This window comes from Paenibacillus sp. FSL P2-0089 (assembly GCF_038595095.1).
Taxonomy (GTDB): Bacteria; Bacillota; Bacilli; order Paenibacillales; family Paenibacillaceae; genus Paenibacillus_AQ; species Paenibacillus_AQ silagei.
In genome coordinates this window covers 5712356-5728972 of record NZ_CP152006.1, presented here as the reverse complement: position 1 = coordinate 5728972, position 16617 = coordinate 5712356, and the positions used below count along the sequence as shown (strand labels likewise).

Below are 16617 nucleotides of genomic sequence, written 5' to 3'. Positions count from 1 at the left end.
GTTGTATGGCTTCCATGAGAAAAGTGGAACGGCACGAAGCCCGGACGGCTTATGTATTCATTACGCCTACGGTGCTGCTGTTCACTGTGTTTACAGTTATACCTGTAGTGATGGCCCTGTATTTAAGCTTCACCAACTATGATGTGCTTAGCCAGAATGACTGGGTCGGCCTGGACAACTACCGCCGCCTGATTGAAGACAGCCTGCTGTGGAAGACGTTCAAGAATGTGTTCTTCTACTCGATTATTTTTGTTCCGCTGAATATTATCATTTCCCTCCTGCTGTCCATGCTGCTGAGCAGGGCGTGGCGGGGAGTCAAGTTGTTCCGCACCTTCTATTATCTGCCCACGCTGACGTCGGCTGTAGCTGCGGCCACCGTATGGATCTGGCTGCTGCATCCGGAATTCGGTCTGGTGAACGGCTTGCTGTCCTATGTGGGCATTACCGGTCCTGCCTGGCTGTCCGAGACAAGTACGGCGATGCTGTCCATTGTAATGCTCACCCTCTGGCAATCCGTCGGCTCCAATATGATTATTTATCTGGCCGGTCTGCAGGGGGTCCCGGATTATCTCTATGAATCGGCACGGCTGGACGGGGCGAATACATTTGACAGCTTCCGCTTCATCACCTGGCCGCAGCTGCGGCCAACTACCTTTCTGGTCAGCACGATGGCGATTATCGGTGCGCTGCAGCTGTTTGACCAGGCCTTTGTACTGACGCAGGGCGGTCCGGCCAATGTGACCAAGACCCCGGTCTACCTAATCTATCAGCAGGGCTTCAATCAGCTGCAGATGGGCTATGCCTCGGCGCAGGCCTTTGTGCTTGCTGTAGCCATTCTTATTTTCTCGCTGATTAATATGCGGGTCTCCAAAGCGGAGGAATCGATCATTTAGGGGCAGCTTGTCCAGGAAAAAGGAGGTTTGCAGGATGGGTGTTACTGGGGGTTCGGCCTTGAAGAAGGGCCTCTACAAGCTCATTTTCTATATTGTATGTATCCTTATAGCGGTTGTTATGTTTCTGCCATTCTACTGGAGTTTGCTAACCTCACTCAAGCCGGATGATGAGATTTTTGCGATGCCGATCCAGTGGTTTCCGAAGCATCTGACCTTCGAGCATTACCGCAAAGCCTTTTCAACGGTGCCGTTTGCTTTATTCTTCTGGAATTCGCTCGTGCTTGCCGTGTCGGGCGTCCTGGCTAACCTGTTTTTCGGATCACTTAGCGGCTATGCCTTTGCGAAGCTGAGATTCAGGCTGAACAAGCCGGTGTTCCGCGTGCTGCTGGCGGCAATGATGATTCCCGGCATTGTGACCATGATCCCGACAGTGTATGTGATGCGCCATATTCCGTTCGCCGGGGGCAATGATCTTTTTGGCGGGGGCGGCAATGGACTGATGAACTCCTTCTGGGGCATTATTCTTCCCGGCGCTTCCGGGAGCTTCGCTGTATTCTTTATGCGGCAATTTTTTCTTACGCTCCCCACTGACATGCTGGAGATGGCCCGGATTGAGGGCTGCGGGGAATTTAAAATTTTCTGGAGGATCTATCTGCCGCTTACCCGTCCGGCGCTGGCGACCTTGAGCATCTTCACCTTCCAGGCCGGCTGGAACAGCTTCCTGTGGCCGATGATCGTGCTGAATGATCCGGACAAGGCGACGATTCAGATGGGCCTGCAGGCTTTTTCTTATAATTTTCAGACGGATTACGGGCCGATGATGGCCGGGGCGCTGGTGGCGATTCTGCCGATACTGGTGCTGTTCCTGGCGCTGCAGCGTTATTTTGTACAGGGGATTGCCTTCAGCGGCATCAAAGGCTGAGCCAACTAAGGGAGGCAAATTATAGACGGGGAGAGAGACCATATGAAGCAAATAGAGCTTGAACAATGGGCGGAACGGGCGGACTCGGCGCAGGAAGCGCTGGATGTATTCTTCTGGAACGAAGACATCGGAATGTATGACATTGAGACACCATGTCCGGAAGGCGCATGTAATACAGTCTTTCATTATTGGTGGATGGCCCATGCCGTGGATGTGCTGGTCGACGGCCTGCTGCGGACTGGGGCTGCTAAGTACCGCGAACGACTGTCCGCTCTACATGGGGGGCTGCTCCGCCGCAATGACGGAGTATGGCCCAATGAGCTGTACGACGACATGGAGTGGATGGCCCTGGCCTGGCTTCGCGCTTATCAGGCAACGGGAGATGAGCTGTACAAAGAGACGGTTCTTATCCTTTGGACGGATATCAGAACCGGCTGGAACAGCCATTCGGGGGGCGGCATCGCCTGGCAGAAATCGCAGCTGGATTACAAGAACACCCCGGCCAATGCACCGGCTGCCATCCTTGCCGCCCGCCTGTATCAGGCCTTTGGAGATCCGCAGGACCTGGAGTGGGCGCATGCGCTCTATAACTGGCAGCAATCCCGTCTGGTGGATCCGGACACGGGCTTCGTCTGGGATGGGATGAACCGTACCGGTGACGGCCGGATCGATAAGGATTGGAAATATACGTACAATCAGGGTGTTTATATCGGTGCGGCTATCGAGCTGTACCGGGTTACCGGGAGCCGTGACTATCTTGAGGAGGCCCGGCGCACGTTCGCCGCAGCGGTCAAGGAGCTGGCTGGCCCGCATTCCGGTATACTCCCGGATGAGGGCGGCGGCGATGCCGGTCTCTTCAAGGGCATTCTGGTCCGCTATGCGGCAGAACTGGCACAAGCCGTGCCGGAAGACGGAGCCGCTGCGGCCTTCCTGCGCAGTAACGCAGAGATGCTGTGGGACCAGGGGAAGCCGGCAGACCGGGTTCTGTTCGGACCTGATTGGACTGCGGTGCCTTCAGGCGTAGTTCAATTGAGCACCCAGCTGAGCGGCCTGAAGCTGCTGGAGCGGATGGCTGTGCTTGCAGGGACCGGGCAGCCGAAAACTCGAACCTCATTTTAGAATAGGAGGAGGTGGCGTATGGATCATTACAACGGGACATCATCAGCAGAGGACTGGGCAGCGCGTGCAGACTGGCTCCAGGACTCCCTGTGGCGGCACTACTATAATGCGGACAGCGGAATTATGAACCAGTGGTATCCGCGGGAATACAGCAGGGCAGGCGACAATTTCTACTACTGGTGGCAGGCGCATGTCATTGATGCTCTGACCGATGCTTACGAACGGACGCGGGATTCTGGATATGCCGAACGCATCCGCGGCCTGAGCCGCAGCTTGAAAATCTATAACGGCGGGACGTTCAAGCATAATTATTATGATGATATGGAATGGACTGCCCTTGCGCTGCTGCGGGCGCATCAGGCTACCGGTGAAGCGGAATATCTGAATGCTGTACTTGAATTATGGGCGGATATTCAGACGGCCTGGAATGAGCACTGCGGGGGCGGCATGGCCTGGAAAAAAGACCAGCTGGATTACAAGAACACGCCGGCGAATGCCCCGGCCGCTATTCTGGCCGCCCGCCTATACTCGCTGCTTGGGCATGAAGAGGATCTGAACTGGGCGATCCGGATTTACCGCTGGAACCAGGCCAATCTGGTTGACCCTGACACCGGGTTCGTATGGGATGGAATGAACCGGCAGGGCGATGGGCAGATCGATTACGACTGGGAATTCACTTACTGTCAGGGCGTGTTCGTGGGAGCGGGGATAGAGCTCTGCCGTGTCACCGGCGATTCCGGCTATGCCGCAGATGCCCGCCGGACCGCTGAGGCCTGCATCGGCCGCTTATGTCATTCTGATTCGCTGCTGCTGCCGGATGAAGGGATTGACGACACCGGATTGTTCAAGGGAATTCTGATCCGCTATCTGGTACAGCTGGAGCAGCATTTCCCCGGAAATGACCGGGTCCGTGAAGTCATATGGGCCAATGCCCGTACGCTATGGGCGCAAGGGCTGGACCGGACGCTGGGGCTGTGCGGACCCTCTTGGGAGCAGGTTCCCGTATTGCCGGTACAGCTTAGTGTACAGCTCAGCGGTCTGATGCTGCTTGAGGGGGCAGCCAAGCTTAGCCATTAGCCCGCTGCCGCCTGACGGTTGTGGAATGGATGTATAAATGAAGGGGGTATATGGAAATGTTCACCTGGAAGAAAGTAAGAACGGCCGCAGTTCTCTGTCTGTTGTCCCTGTCTCTGTCTGTACCGTCTCCCGGTGCGGGAAGTACGGCAAAGGCTTTCACCGTCTCTAATGCTGATGCTGCAATGAACTCTTTTGTGCAAGTATTTTATGATTCTTCCGCCAAATACTTCTATACCAACAGCGATCACCAGATTCATTCTGAACATGCCCATGGGCCGAACGGGGGTCTCTACACTGATTTCTGGTGGGAGGCACAGCTCTGGGAGACCGTAATGGATGCCTACGAACGCACGGGCAGCAATGTCTACCGCACGATGATCGATGAGATCTACACCGGATTCAACGCCAAATACCCGGATATGATGACGAATCCGTTCAACGATGACCTGGGCTGGTGGGCGCTGGCCTGCGCAAGAGCCTATGAACTGACTGGAACCACGGAGTATCTGAACCGCGCCAGCTTCCTGTTTGGCCAAATCTACAGCGAATGGGACAGCACGTACGGCGGCGGGATCTGGTGGAGAAGGGACGCCCATGTGCCGGGCCAGGCCAACGCCCAGAAGAATATGGCCACGAATGCCCCGATGGTTATGACCGCAGTCAAGCTGTCTAGTGCCTACAATGATCCTGCTTATCTGACCAAGGCTACTCAAATCTATAACTGGACCAAATCTACCCTGGTTGGCGGCAGCAAAATCAACGATCATATTGAAGGTGCAGGCAGCGGTATCGTTAAGGATTGGGACTTCACTTACAATTACGGAACGTTCCTGGGGGCGGCTGTGTCCCTGTATCAGGCTACCGGAGCTGCTGCTTACCTTACGGATGCCAATAATGCAGCCGGGTATGCCGTTAACAAAATGGTATCAGCCCAGACTCTGATGTATGAAGGGGAGAATGATGCCGCGGGCTTCAAGATGGTCTTCGCCCGCAACCTGAACCGTCTCCGTACGCTGGGCGGACAGCCGCAATACCTGAACTTTCTCCAGCAGAATGCAACGCAGGCCTGGAATCACCGCCGCGTAAGCGATGGAATCATCGGCAGCGACTGGCTGCGCAATACAGGCTCCTCCTATGTGCAGAGCCTGGCCGCCGCTGCGGGCGCTTCTATTCTGCAGCTCGTTCCCGCCGACGGCTACACCGGGTACATTGCGGGCAACGGGGCTTATGAAGCGGAGAACGCAGTGCGGACGCTGGTTGGGGGAGGCGGGATGATCAATGAGAGCACCAATGCCGGATTTAGCGGAAGAGGGTATGTCGGGGGATGGAACACAAGCGGCACCTCCATTGATTTCTATGTCAACCAGAATACGGCCGGAACCAGAACCGTCACCTTCCGCTACGCGGCGGCGGCCGGCAATGCTTCACGCTACGTGAAAGTGAACGGCGTGGTAACAGCCTCCAATCTGGTATTCAATTCTACCTCCGGCTGGAGCACCTACGGAACGGTATCCGTCACGATTCCGCTGAATGCAGGCTCGAACACTATTCAACTTGGGTATAACAGTGCACTCGGAAATACGAATTATCTGAATGTTGATTTGCTGAGCGGGCTGTAAATGCGGGGCGGCAGAACAGGCGGATTGTTAAAGCAAAAAGCAAGGGCACGCAGGAGTTTCTGGGTCCTGAGGTAATATTGCAGCACAAAGGGAGCGCCGTAATTGGCGCTCCCTTCTGCTTGCTTATTAGTTCTAGTACAGCGTCAGATTTAAAGATGAAGATGGGAGTTGTTCATTGCGGCGTTTGGCAAGGTGTAACGGACTGGGGCGCGCTTATTCCAGATGAAAGCTACCGCTTGGGCAAAGTAACGGATCCCATGGAGCTTATTCTTGGAATTTCTAATCTTAACCATCTCGTAGAGAGACGATAAGGTCCACTCCGTCCGTTAAACCTCAAAAAGGGGCGTTTTCCTGGGAATAGGGTCTATCAGGTCCGTTAGAGCCCACTCATCGCGCCCACTCCAACTTTTTAAATCTGACCCTGTTAGTCCCCGGTTTCTACGATCCAGACCTCCGGCAGATTGCGGTACTGCTCGGCGTAATCCAGACCATAGCCGACGACGAATTCGTCCGGGATGTCAATCCCGCTGTAGTCAATGGGAACATCGACGAGACGGCGGGAAGGCTTGCTGAGGATAGTGCAGATCCGCACGCTTGCCGCCTCGCGCAGGGCGAACAGCTCCTTCAGATGCTGAAGCGTCAGGCCGGTGTCGATCAGATCCTCGACCAGCAGGATATGCTTGCCGCGGATATCCATGTCGATATCCTTCTTGATCGTAATGACGCCGGAGGAGGTGGAGCTTGCCCCGTAGCTGGACACCGACATATAGTCGACGCCGACCGGGAAGGTGATCTCACGCATCAGATCAGACATGAAGATGGCCCCGCCCTTAAGAATGCCGATAAGCACCAGTTCCTTGCCTTCATAGTCACGCGATATTTCAGCGCCCAATTCCTGTACTCGCTGCTGCAGCTGGTCCTTGCTGACCAGAACTTTGGTAATTTGGGTCATGGTTGACGCTCCTTATGGATTAGGATGTGATCACGAGGATGATCTGTCCTTTTCCTTAAGCATAACATCATGTGCGCCTCCTTCAAAGATCGTTGTCGAGGAGACGAGGGTAATCTTGGCCTTCTGCTGTAGTTCCGGGATGGTCAGCGAGCCGCAATTGCACATGGTGGACTTGATTTTGCTGATGCTGAGATCAAGATTATCCTTTAGCCGGCCGGCATAGGGGATGAAGGAATCCACGCCCTCCTCGAATTCCAGCTTGCTCTCCTTATCGGCATTGCCGAAGTCATAACGCTGCCAGTTGCGGGCCCGGCTGGAGCCTTCGCCCCAATATTCCTTCACGAAGTTCCCGCCGACCAGCAGCTTACGTCCGGGGCTCTCATCAAATCTGGCAAAATAGCGCCCAAGCATCACGAAGTCAGCGCCCATCGCCAGCGCCAGCACAATATGATAATCATGGACAATCCCGCCGTCCGAGCAGATGGGAACATAGATGCCAGTTTGCTCGTAATATTCCTGGCGGGCCGCCGCCACTTCGATGACAGAGGAGGCCTGGCCCCGGCCGATGCCCTTTTGTTCCCGGGTGATGCAGATGGAGCCGCCGCCGATACCGACCTTGATGAAATCTGCTCCTGCCTCTACGAGGTACAGGAAGCCTTCCTTGTCAACAACATTGCCCGCGCCGACCTTCACGCTCTCCCCGAAAGTCTCCTTAATATAATGGATGGTCTCCGCCTGCCACTCAGAGTAACCGTCCGAGGAATCAATGCACAGCACATCTGCCCCGGCTTCGACCAGCGCCGGTACACGGTCCTTGTAATCCCTGGAGTTGATACCCGCGCCGACAATCAGCTGCTTGTTGCCGTCATGCAGCTCCAGCGGATACTCCTGGTGGCTGTCATAATCCTTGCGGAAGACGAGATGGACGAGATGTCCGCCGGCATTTACAATCGGCAGGCAGTTCAGCTTGTGGTCCCAGATCATGTCGTTCGCTTCGGTCAGGGTAATACCTTCCCGCGCGAAGATCAGCGAAGCGAGCGGAGTCATGAACTCCGTAATCGGGCATTCCGGAGGCAGCCGGTTCTCGCGGTAATCGCGGCTGGTGACAATCCCCATCAGCTTGCCGGTCGGTTCCCCGTTGTCCGTAATGGCAATGGTAGAGTGGCCGCTGCGTGCTTTGAGTGCCAGCACATCCTGCAGGGTATCCTCCGGCCGCAGATTGGAGTCGCTGAGGACGAAGCCGGCCTTGAATTTTTTGACCCGGCGGACCATCTCGACCTGCTGCTCGATAGACTGCGAGCCATAGATGAAGGAGATACCGCCGCTTTTGGCCAGGGCAATCGCCATGTTATGGTCGGATACGGCCTGCATTACCGCCGAAGTCACGGGGAGGTTCATGGTCAGTGCCGGGGTCTCTCCTCGCCTGAATTTGGTTACCGGTGTGCTAAGATCCACATTTGTGGGAATGCAATCTTTGGTGGTCAGGCTGGGTACCAGCAGGAACTCACTGAAGGTTCTTGAAGGCTGCTCGTAATAAAAAGCCATGGCTTGTCACTCCCCTGCTATTTTTTTGACAACTCATACCTGGGACAAAAATCTGACGGGTACTCCAATGTCCGCTTCCAGCTGCCTGTAATGCTCCCCTTTGGCCAGAATTGCCTGCACACCGACAAGCTCTATGCCCATCACGGACAACTGAGCAGCAATGCAGCGGATCGTAGCACCTGAACTAATCACATCATCCAGCAGCAGCACGCGGTCACCGGCAGAGAAGCCGTCAAAATAGATATAATTCTCATTATACGCCGTCTCGCGTCTGACACTAACCTCATAATTCTCATACAGCTCCGTGCTGAGCCTCAGAATATTCATCGGCTTCATCAGCTTATAGGCAGCCAGCATCCCCCAGGTATGACCACCGGGTTCAGGGGAGACAATGTAATCAAAATCGGGAAACTGCTCCGTTACAGCATCCGCCAGATTGTGAGTGATTTCACGGATCAGCTCGGGGGCAATGTACGTACCGCGTTCTCCGAAGGGGTAGAGCTTGAAGTCATAGGCGGTGTCCTTGTTCTTGTAGATCCTCACATTTCTGGCCTTACGGATCGATTCACTTAAGCTTGCGTAGGAAGCACTCATTTGCCCTCACTCCTTCTATTATAATGGATGCCAAAAACCCCAGGCTAAAGGAGGCGCAGCCCAGAGCAGGATACATCAGCGGAGAAAAGCCCGGTTTCGCCCGTGAGCTCACACTGATTAATCCAGCAGGGGGGGGCTGGCCTCTTGTAGCCTGGGGCAATTTACGGTTGCCTGTAGATACGCCCATTCCGGATTAACGGGCTTATACAAGAGAGGTTTGAAGAGATATAACTGACGCGATACTAACTTGGATACGGAGAATCAGATTATTTTTGCTACATATGTTATAAAACTTAACTCAGATCATTTGTTATATGCTATCATCCGCAATAAAGTGTGTCAATATTTCATCAATATGTTATATTCCATAACTTATGTACTTGTTTATAATAATTATTATCTGCAATTCATAAATAGTTCAAAGGTTTTGTTAAAAGCCGTATTTTGATGTGATATACTTAACACAGCGATTTGAGATCTTGTGAAATTGATACTAATATTTGCTGCTAAGCAGTAACAGAGCCTACACCAATGAATATAGATTAGGATGGTGAACAAGCGATGCATATTGTCGTCGTTGGCCTGAATTACCGTACGGCTCCCGTAGAGGTGAGGGAACAGTTCGCTTTTGCCGAAAAGGATCTGCCTGCTGCGCTTCATCAGCTGCTGCAGACGAAGAGCGTTCTGGAAGGGGTCGTTGTCGCCACCTGTAACCGGACGGAAATTTATGTGGTCGTGGACCGCCTTCATATGTGCGGATATTTCATCCGCAGCTTCATGGAGCAGTGGTTCGGAGTAAGAAGCGATGTATTTACGCAACATATGTATATATATGAAGACGAGCAGGCGATTGCCCATCTGATGCGTGTCACCTGCGGTCTGGATTCAATGGTGATTGGCGAGACGCAGATTCTGGGTCAGGTGCGCAGTGCCTTCCTGACGGCTCAGGCGGAAGGGGTTACCGGAACCTGGTTCAACCGGCTGTTCAAGCAGGCGGTGACGCTCGGCAAGCGTGCGCATAGTGAGACCTCGATTGGCGAGAGCGCGGTGTCGGTCAGCTATGCGGCGGTGGAGCTGGGGAAGCGGATCTTCGGCATGTTCACCGGCAAAAGAGTGCTCATTCTCGGCGCCGGCAAAATGAGCGAGCTGACGGTGAAGCATCTGTACAGCAGCGGCGCGGCGGAAGTGATTGTCGCCAACCGTACCTTGTCCCGTGCCATCGAGCTGGCCGAGAAATTCTCGGGTAAGCCCAGCACGATTGAAGAGGCGCTGAAGTCTCTGGATGAAGTGGATATTGTGATCAGCTCTACGGGTGCAGACGGCTATGTGCTGACGGCTGCCCAGGTAGCCGAGGGCATGAAGCGCCGCCCTTCACGGCCGCTGTTCATGATCGACATTGCTGTGCCGCGCGATATTGACCCTGCTGCTGCCAGTGTGCCGGATGTATTCCTCTATGATATCGATGATCTGGAAGGCATTGTGGAGAGCAATCTGGAGATGCGCCGCAGTGAAGCCGCCAAGATCGAGGTTATGATTGAAGGCGAAATGGCGGATTTCCAGCAATGGCTGAAGACGCTGGGCGTCAGACCAGTGATCCGTGCACTGCAGGACAAGTCAAACGGAATATATGAAGAAACGATGGATAGTCTGTTCAACAAGCTGCCTGAGCTGGATGAGCATCAGCGCAAGGTGATCCGCCGGCTGACCAAGAGCATTGTCAACCAGATGATGCATGATCCGATCAATGTGATCAAGGAGATGTCCGGCGGCAAGCAGGGCAATGAAGCACTGGAGTATTTCACTCAAATCTTCGCTCTGCAGGAGCAGCTGGATGCAGCTCCGGCCGGTGGAAGTGTTGAACCGCATCAGCGCAGCTCTGCTGAACGGCCCTCCGGCGGAGAGATCCGGGGGCCGGGAGCGGTGCTTACCCCAGCCGGTCTGCTGGGCGGGTGAGCAACATGCTACTGCTGAACGGAATATATGATGCCGCTCTGCTGCTATATGCCCTGAGCCTGCTGTTTGTTTTCTCGGATTGCCTTCGGCGCAATCCGGGCGGAAAGCGGCTGGGCACAGGGCTTCTTGCTGTCGTAGGCCTGCTTCAGCTGACCGGCCTTGCGATCCGCTTCTCCCAGGAGGGCGGATTGCCAATTTTCACGCCTTATGATTTCCTGTTCTGGTTCTCCTTCAGCATGGTGGTTACCTCGTTTGCCGTGACGTATACACGCGGTGGTGAGTTCACGGTGCTGCTGCTCAGCATGGCGGGCTTCAGCGTATTTCTGCTGAACCGGGTATGGCTGACGGCAGAGGATCATACGCTGCAGAGCTGGAGTGCGGTGCACGGGTGGCTGGCGATGCATGTCATTTTGGCGAATCTGAGCTTTGCCGCACTGACACTGGGGACGGTATTTGCGATAATGTATCTGTTCCTGCATACGAAGCTGAAGAATAAGAAGTGGGATGACCGCGTCCGCAGGCTGCCCAGCCTGGAGACGATGGACAAATATTCCTACACGGCGATCCTGGCCGGAGTTCCGCTGCTGCTGGCCTCGCTGATTCTGGCGGGACTGTCGATTGTCGCGGAAGGGCGGACGCCGCTGTTTCAGGATACGAAGGTCCTGACTACGCTTACGGGCCTTGGCGTCTACATCGTCTACCTTGTGCTGAAGTTCTCCGGCCGCCGAAGCGGTACAGTCATGGCCCGCTGGGCGATTGCGGGGTACGGTTTCATTATTCTTAATTTCCTGCTGAATTCCTGGTCGGAGTTCCATGGCTGGGGCGGGGAATGAAGTGGGATGGACGATGGATGAGAGTGAGTTGGAAGCGCTGGGGAGAGCTGGAGTGAATGGGATGGAGAGTAGCTTGCCAGTGGGATGGACGATGGATGTGAGCGAGTTGGAAGTGCTTGGGAGAGCTGGAGTGAGCGGGATGGAGAGTAGCTTGTCTGTGGAATGGAAGTTGGATGAGAGTGAGTTGGAAGCGCTGGGGAGAGCTGGAGTGAGCGGGATGAAGAGTAGCTTGCCAGTGGGATGGACGGTGGATGAGAGCGAGTTGGAAGCGCTGGGGAGAGCTGGAGTGAGCGGGATGGAGAGTAGCTTGCCAGTGGGATGGACGATGGATGAGAGCGAGTTGGAAGCGCTGGGGAGAGCTGGAGTGAGCAGGATGAAAAAGTATCTGCCGATTATGCTGGATGTGGAAGGCCGGCGCGTGGTGATCGTTGGAGGCGGGGCGGTGGCTGCACGTAAGGCGGGTCCGCTGCTGGAAGCAGGCGCGGAGCTGGTGGTGATCAGCCCCTCGCTCAGCGGGACGCTGGCTGCGATGGCTGATGAGGGGCGGCTGCAATGGATCAGCCGCCCCTATGCTCCCGGGGATCTCCAGGGAGCGGTTCTGGTCTATGCCGCCAGCGATAACAGGGCGGTGAACGAGGCCGTTGCCGCGGAAGCCCGGCAGCTGGGGCTGCCCGTTAATGTGGCCAGCCATGCGGAGGCGGGAACGTTCATTACGCCCGGCGTGCTCCGCCGCGGGCGCTTGACGGTTGCGGTCTCGACCTCCGGGGCGGGACCGTCTGCGGCTGCGGATATTACGCAGCAGATTGCGGGGCTGCTCGGCGAGGAATACGAGCCGTATCTGGATTTCCTGCATGAGCTGCGGACAGCGATTAAGCAGCTGGAGCCAGCGGCAGAGAACCGGTCGCGGCTCTTGCGGCGGCTGGGGAAGCTGGATGTGTTGAATGAGCTGAGGCAGGGCACCTTTATACCATGGACGGCCGAGGAGATTGAGGCTTGGGTGGCGCGCAACCGGGAGGAATAGGGGGCTTAAGTGGCTGGGCCACCGAGATGAGCGAAGCAAGGGCAAAAATGCCCTTAATTCGGCCGAATCAGCTCATTCGAGCAAATGAGGTGTAAAAGTACACTTGAATTCGGCTAAAGTGGCTCAATCGAGCAAATGAAGTGTATAAATACCCTTGAATTCGACCGAAACGGCTCAATCGAGCAAATTAGGTGTATAAATACACCTGAATACGGCCGAATCAGCTCAGTCAAGCAAATTAGGTGTATAAATACAACTGAATACGGCCGAATCAGCTCAATCGAGCAAATTCAGGGGATAGTTACGGCGGCGGATGAAATAAGGGACTGACTTGAACAGGGGGAATGGGCATGCGGAAGATTATCGTGGGCAGCAGACAAAGTGCGCTGGCTTTAACGCAGACGGGGCATGTGATTGCCGATCTGGAGCGGCTTAGCGGAGAGCATGGGTTTGATTTTACTTTTGAGGTGCATAAGATTGTGACCAAGGGTGACCGGATTCTCGATGTGACCCTGTCCAAAGTGGGCGGCAAAGGTCTGTTCGTCAAGGAAATTGAACAGGCGATGCTGGCAAAGGATATTGATATGGCAGTACATAGCATGAAGGATATGCCTTCCGAATTGCCGGAAGGCTTGATGAATGGTGCGGTGCCGAAGCGTGAAGATCCGCGCGACGTTCTGATCTCTAATAGCGGAGTGGGCCTGGAGGGTCTGCCGCAAGGCGCGCGCGTTGGCACAAGCAGTCTGCGGCGCTCCAGCCAACTGGCTGCACTCCGGCCGGATCTGCTTATTGAGCCGGTACGCGGCAATATTGATTCGCGGCTGAAGAAGCTGGAGAGCGGCGAATATGACGCGATTCTGCTGGCAGCAGCGGGGCTGTCGCGGATGGGCTGGCAGGACCGGATTACGGCATATTTGCCGCCTGAGGTCTGCCTGCCCGCTGTAGGCCAAGGAGCACTCGGTATTGAGTGCCGTGAGGACGATGAGGAATTGCGCAAGCTGCTGGCGCTGTATAATGATGAGCGCACGGCACTCACGGTGACAGCGGAGCGGACCTTCCTGGGCGCCCTGAACGGCGGCTGTCAGGTGCCGATCGGCGCGTACGCGATCCTTGAGCCGGAAGGCGAAGCTGCGGGTCCGTCCATAACGTTAACCGGAATGGTCGGAACACCGGACGGCACAGTCATTCTGAAGGAGACCTGCACCGGCAATGATCCGGTGGAGCTGGGTTCGGAGGTCGCGCGTAAGCTGGTGGCCAGAGGTGCGGAGAAGATTTTGGCGGATGTAAGGGAATAAGGGGTAAGGGTTAGACAGGGAATAGTGCGCGTTGGGGAGAAGCTTATGCAAGCCAGAATCGCATGTGTAGAGGGATAAGGGGATGACGGAGATGGCGGGGAAGGTATATCTGGTAGGTGCAGGTCCGGGGGATGCGAAGCTGATTACAGTCAAGGGGCTGGAGTGTATCCGGAAGGCCGATGTGCTGGTCTATGACAGGCTGGCCAGTCCAAGGCTGCTGAAATGGATGAAGCCCGGCGGTGAGAAAATATACGTAGGCAAGCTCTCGGACCGCCATACGATGAAGCAGGAGGATATTAATCAGCTGCTGGTAGATCTCGCATTGGAGGGCAAAACGGTGGTGCGTCTGAAGGGCGGGGACCCCGTGATTTTTGGCCGGGTGGGTGAAGAAGCGGAGCTGCTGCGCAGGAATGGCATCTACTATGAGATTGTGCCGGGCATTACCTCGGCCATCAGCGTCCCGGCGTACGCCGGTATTCCGGTGACCCACCGGGAGGCATCGTCTTCCCTGTCGATTATTACCGGCCATGAGAGCCCGGATAAGCTGGATCATTCCATTCAATGGGATAAAGTAACGAATGCGACAGGCACGCTGGTATTCCTGATGGGTGTCGCCAAAATCGGCTACATCAGCGCCCAGCTGATGAAGCATGGCCGTCCGCCGGAAACCCCGGTGGCGCTGGTGCGCTGGGGGACCCGTGCGGATCAGGAGACGCTGACCGGCACGCTGGCCGATATTGAGGCGAAGGTTACGGCAGCGGATTTTCAGCCGCCGGCGGTTATTGTGGTCGGTGATGTTGTGCTCCAGCGGGAGCACCTGATGTGGGTGGAGGCGCTGCCGCTGTTCGGCAAGCGCATTGTAGTGACGCGGGCGCGCGCGCAGGCAAGCGAGCTGGTGGACCGGATCGAGGAGCTGGGCGGCGAGCCGTATGAGTTCCCGGTCATTGAGACGGTGATGCAGCGGGATGCGGGCAAGCAGGCGGAGATCGCTGCGGCTCTTGGCGGGCTTGCGGCGTACGACTGGGTGTTCTTCACCAGTCCGAACGGCGTAGACTTCTTCATGCGTCATCTGACGCAGCAGAAGCTGGATATCCGCAGTTTGCACGGGGCGCGGCTGTGCGCTGTGGGACCGGGGACGGCTGCGGCGCTCGCAGAGCGCGGGCTGATCTCCGAGGAGCTGCCCGGCCGCTTCCAGGCCGAAGGGCTGATTGAAGCCTTCGGCTCACAGCTGCTGCCAGGGCAGAAGGTGCTGCTTCCGCGCGGCGACCTGGCGCGTGAATGGCTGCCGGCAAAGCTGAGGGAACTGGGGCTGGAAGTGACCGAGGTGGATACGTATGAGACGATTGTCACCGGGGAGGATGATATTGAGCTGGTGAAGCTGCTGGAGGAGAAGCGCATCCATGCGGTAACCTTCACCAGCTCGTCCACGGTGCGCAATTTCCTCGGCATACTCAAGCGGATGGGCCTGGAAGATCCGCTTACTCTGCTGGCGGGTGTCAAGATTGCCTGCATCGGCCCGGTTACCGAGCAGACCGCAGTCGAAGCGGGCCTCACTCCGGGACTGCTCCCGGAAGAAGCCACCATCGAAGGACTGGTGCAGGAGCTGTGCCGCTGGAATGAATCGACGAGGCTGAGATAGCCTGTTCCTGCCGGATCTGTCAGCATTGTCTTTGAGCATTGCAATCGGGTCTGGCCTACTGGCAGCGATAACGGTAACACCCCAATATGCTTAAGACGAATAGATGTGTGTATCTACTTACTGAACAGGAGGTTTACAGCAATGAGCTTTCCAATAACCAGACACCGCCGTTTGCGCGGGTCGGCCGGTATTCGCGGCATGGTGCGCGAGACCGTTTTGAATGTGCTGGATTTCATCCAGCCGATTTTTGTAACCTATGGAACAGGTGTGAAGAATGAGATCAGCTCCATGCCCGGCGTCTATCATTTCTCGCTGGATACGCTGAAGGCGGAGGTGGATGAGATTGCCTCCCTGGGCATTCCGGCGGTACTGCTGTTCGGTATTCCCGAGACGAAGGATGCGGTTGGCTCGTCCGGCTTCGCAGACGATGGCATTGTGCAGGAAGCCACGCGTCTGATCAAAAAGTGGTATCCCGACCTGCTGGTTGTCGCCGATACCTGCCTGTGTGAATTCACCGACCACGGCCACTGCGGCATGGTGCATACCCATACAGTGGACGGTGTGGTGCACGGGGATGTCATCAACGATGCTTCGCTTGAGCTGCTGACCCGCACGGCGGTCTCGCAGGCCCGGGCAGGGGCGGATATTATCGCGCCGTCCAACATGATGGATGGCTTCGTGCAGGCGATCCGTGCCGGACTCGATGCGAATGGCTTCGAGCAGGTGCCGATTATGTCCTATTCGGTAAAATACGCCTCTGCCTTCTACGGCCCGTTCCGCGAAGCGGCAGATTCCGCTCCCCAGTTCGGCAACCGCAAGACGTATCAGATGGACCCGGCCAACCTGCGGGAAGCGATTCGCGAAGCGGATTCCGATGTACTGGAAGGTGCGGACATGCTGATGGTGAAGCCTGCGCTGGCTTATCTGGATGTCATCCGCACCATCCGCGACCAGTTCGATCTGCCGCTTGTAGCCTACAACGTCAGCGGGGAGTACTCGATGGTCAAGGCGGCTGCGCAGCAGGGCTGGATCGATGAGCAGGCGGTTGTGCTGGAGATGCTGACCGGCATGAAGCGCGCCGGAGCAGATATAATTATTACCTATTTCGCCAAGGACGCAGCCCGCTGGCTGCGCGGCTAGGATCAGGAACTGGAG

At 56.0% G+C, this 16617-nt stretch carries 14 protein-coding genes and 1 riboswitch; of the genes, 11 read left to right on the top strand and 3 right to left on the bottom strand.

Annotated features, from left to right (window positions below):
• Window positions 1-5 precede the first annotated feature (5 nt).
• Genes NST69_RS24015 through NST69_RS23995 form a run of 5 tightly spaced genes read left to right on the top strand, consistent with a single transcriptional unit; the run spans window position 6 to window position 5630 of the window.
• On the top strand, window positions 6-893 hold the full coding sequence (locus NST69_RS24015; RefSeq protein ID WP_339250561.1) for a sugar ABC transporter permease: 888 nt from the start codon (window positions 6-8) through the stop codon (window positions 891-893).
• A 34-nt stretch (window positions 894-927) separates the two neighbouring features.
• Complete coding sequence (locus NST69_RS24010; protein ID WP_036725951.1) at window positions 928-1815, top strand: carbohydrate ABC transporter permease; 888 nt, start codon at window positions 928-930, stop codon at window positions 1813-1815.
• 42 nt (window positions 1816-1857) lie between these two features.
• Window positions 1858-2934, top strand: a complete 1077-nt coding sequence (locus tag NST69_RS24005) for a glycoside hydrolase family 76 protein (RefSeq protein WP_340980090.1) — start codon at window positions 1858-1860, stop codon at window positions 2932-2934.
• Window positions 2935-2952: 18 nt separating this feature from the next.
• On the top strand, window positions 2953-4011 hold the full coding sequence (locus tag NST69_RS24000) for a glycoside hydrolase family 76 protein (RefSeq protein WP_342547320.1): 1059 nt from the start codon (window positions 2953-2955) through the stop codon (window positions 4009-4011).
• Between the two features lie 56 nt (window positions 4012-4067).
• Window positions 4068-5630 (top strand): glycoside hydrolase family 76 protein, encoded by a 1563-nt coding sequence (locus NST69_RS23995; protein ID WP_342547319.1) that lies wholly within the window; start codon window positions 4068-4070, stop codon window positions 5628-5630.
• Window positions 5631-6054: 424 nt separating this feature from the next.
• Here the strand turns inward: NST69_RS23995 and hpt are convergent, their stop codons facing one another.
• The 3 genes from hpt to NST69_RS23980 are packed head-to-tail and all read right to left on the bottom strand — an operon-like array spanning window position 6055 to window position 8721.
• Window positions 6055-6582: a hypoxanthine phosphoribosyltransferase gene (gene hpt, locus NST69_RS23990; protein ID WP_342547318.1), complete on the bottom strand. Its 528-nt coding sequence runs from the start codon at window positions 6580-6582 to the stop codon at window positions 6055-6057.
• A 30-nt stretch (window positions 6583-6612) separates the two neighbouring features.
• Window positions 6613-8127 (bottom strand): IMP dehydrogenase, encoded by a 1515-nt coding sequence (locus NST69_RS23985; RefSeq protein WP_342547317.1) that lies wholly within the window; start codon window positions 8125-8127, stop codon window positions 6613-6615.
• Between the two features lie 33 nt (window positions 8128-8160).
• Window positions 8161-8721, bottom strand: a complete 561-nt coding sequence (locus NST69_RS23980) for a phosphoribosyltransferase (RefSeq protein WP_342547316.1) — start codon at window positions 8719-8721, stop codon at window positions 8161-8163.
• A 127-nt stretch (window positions 8722-8848) separates the two neighbouring features.
• Window positions 8849-8951, bottom strand: a riboswitch (purine riboswitch).
• A 331-nt stretch (window positions 8952-9282) separates the two neighbouring features.
• Here NST69_RS23980 and hemA point away from each other — a divergent pair.
• The 6 genes from hemA (at window position 9283) to hemB (ending at window position 16602) form a co-directional block, all read left to right on the top strand.
• Window positions 9283-10674, top strand: a complete 1392-nt coding sequence (hemA, locus tag NST69_RS23975) for a glutamyl-tRNA reductase (protein ID WP_036725939.1) — start codon at window positions 9283-9285, stop codon at window positions 10672-10674.
• Between the two features lie 5 nt (window positions 10675-10679).
• Window positions 10680-11507 carry a cytochrome c biogenesis protein CcsA gene (ccsA, locus tag NST69_RS23970; protein ID WP_340950627.1) on the top strand — a complete coding sequence of 276 codons (828 nt, stop codon included), beginning with the start codon at window positions 10680-10682 and terminating at the stop codon, window positions 11505-11507.
• Between the two features lies 1 nt (window position 11508).
• Entirely contained in the window at window positions 11509-12528 is a 1020-nt protein-coding gene (locus NST69_RS23965) for an NAD(P)-dependent oxidoreductase (protein ID WP_342547315.1), read from the top strand.
• 350 nt (window positions 12529-12878) lie between these two features.
• Window positions 12879-13823: a hydroxymethylbilane synthase gene (gene hemC, locus NST69_RS23960; protein WP_036725936.1), complete on the top strand. Its 945-nt coding sequence runs from the start codon at window positions 12879-12881 to the stop codon at window positions 13821-13823.
• Window positions 13824-13914: 91 nt separating this feature from the next.
• Window positions 13915-15462: a uroporphyrinogen-III C-methyltransferase gene (gene cobA, locus NST69_RS23955; protein WP_342547314.1), complete on the top strand. Its 1548-nt coding sequence runs from the start codon at window positions 13915-13917 to the stop codon at window positions 15460-15462.
• Window positions 15463-15603: 141 nt separating this feature from the next.
• The gene (gene hemB / locus NST69_RS23950; RefSeq protein ID WP_342547313.1) at window positions 15604-16602 is read left to right on the top strand and encodes a porphobilinogen synthase; all 999 of its coding nucleotides are present in this window, start codon (window positions 15604-15606) and stop codon (window positions 16600-16602) included.
• The last annotated feature ends 15 nt before the right edge of the window (window positions 16603-16617 follow it).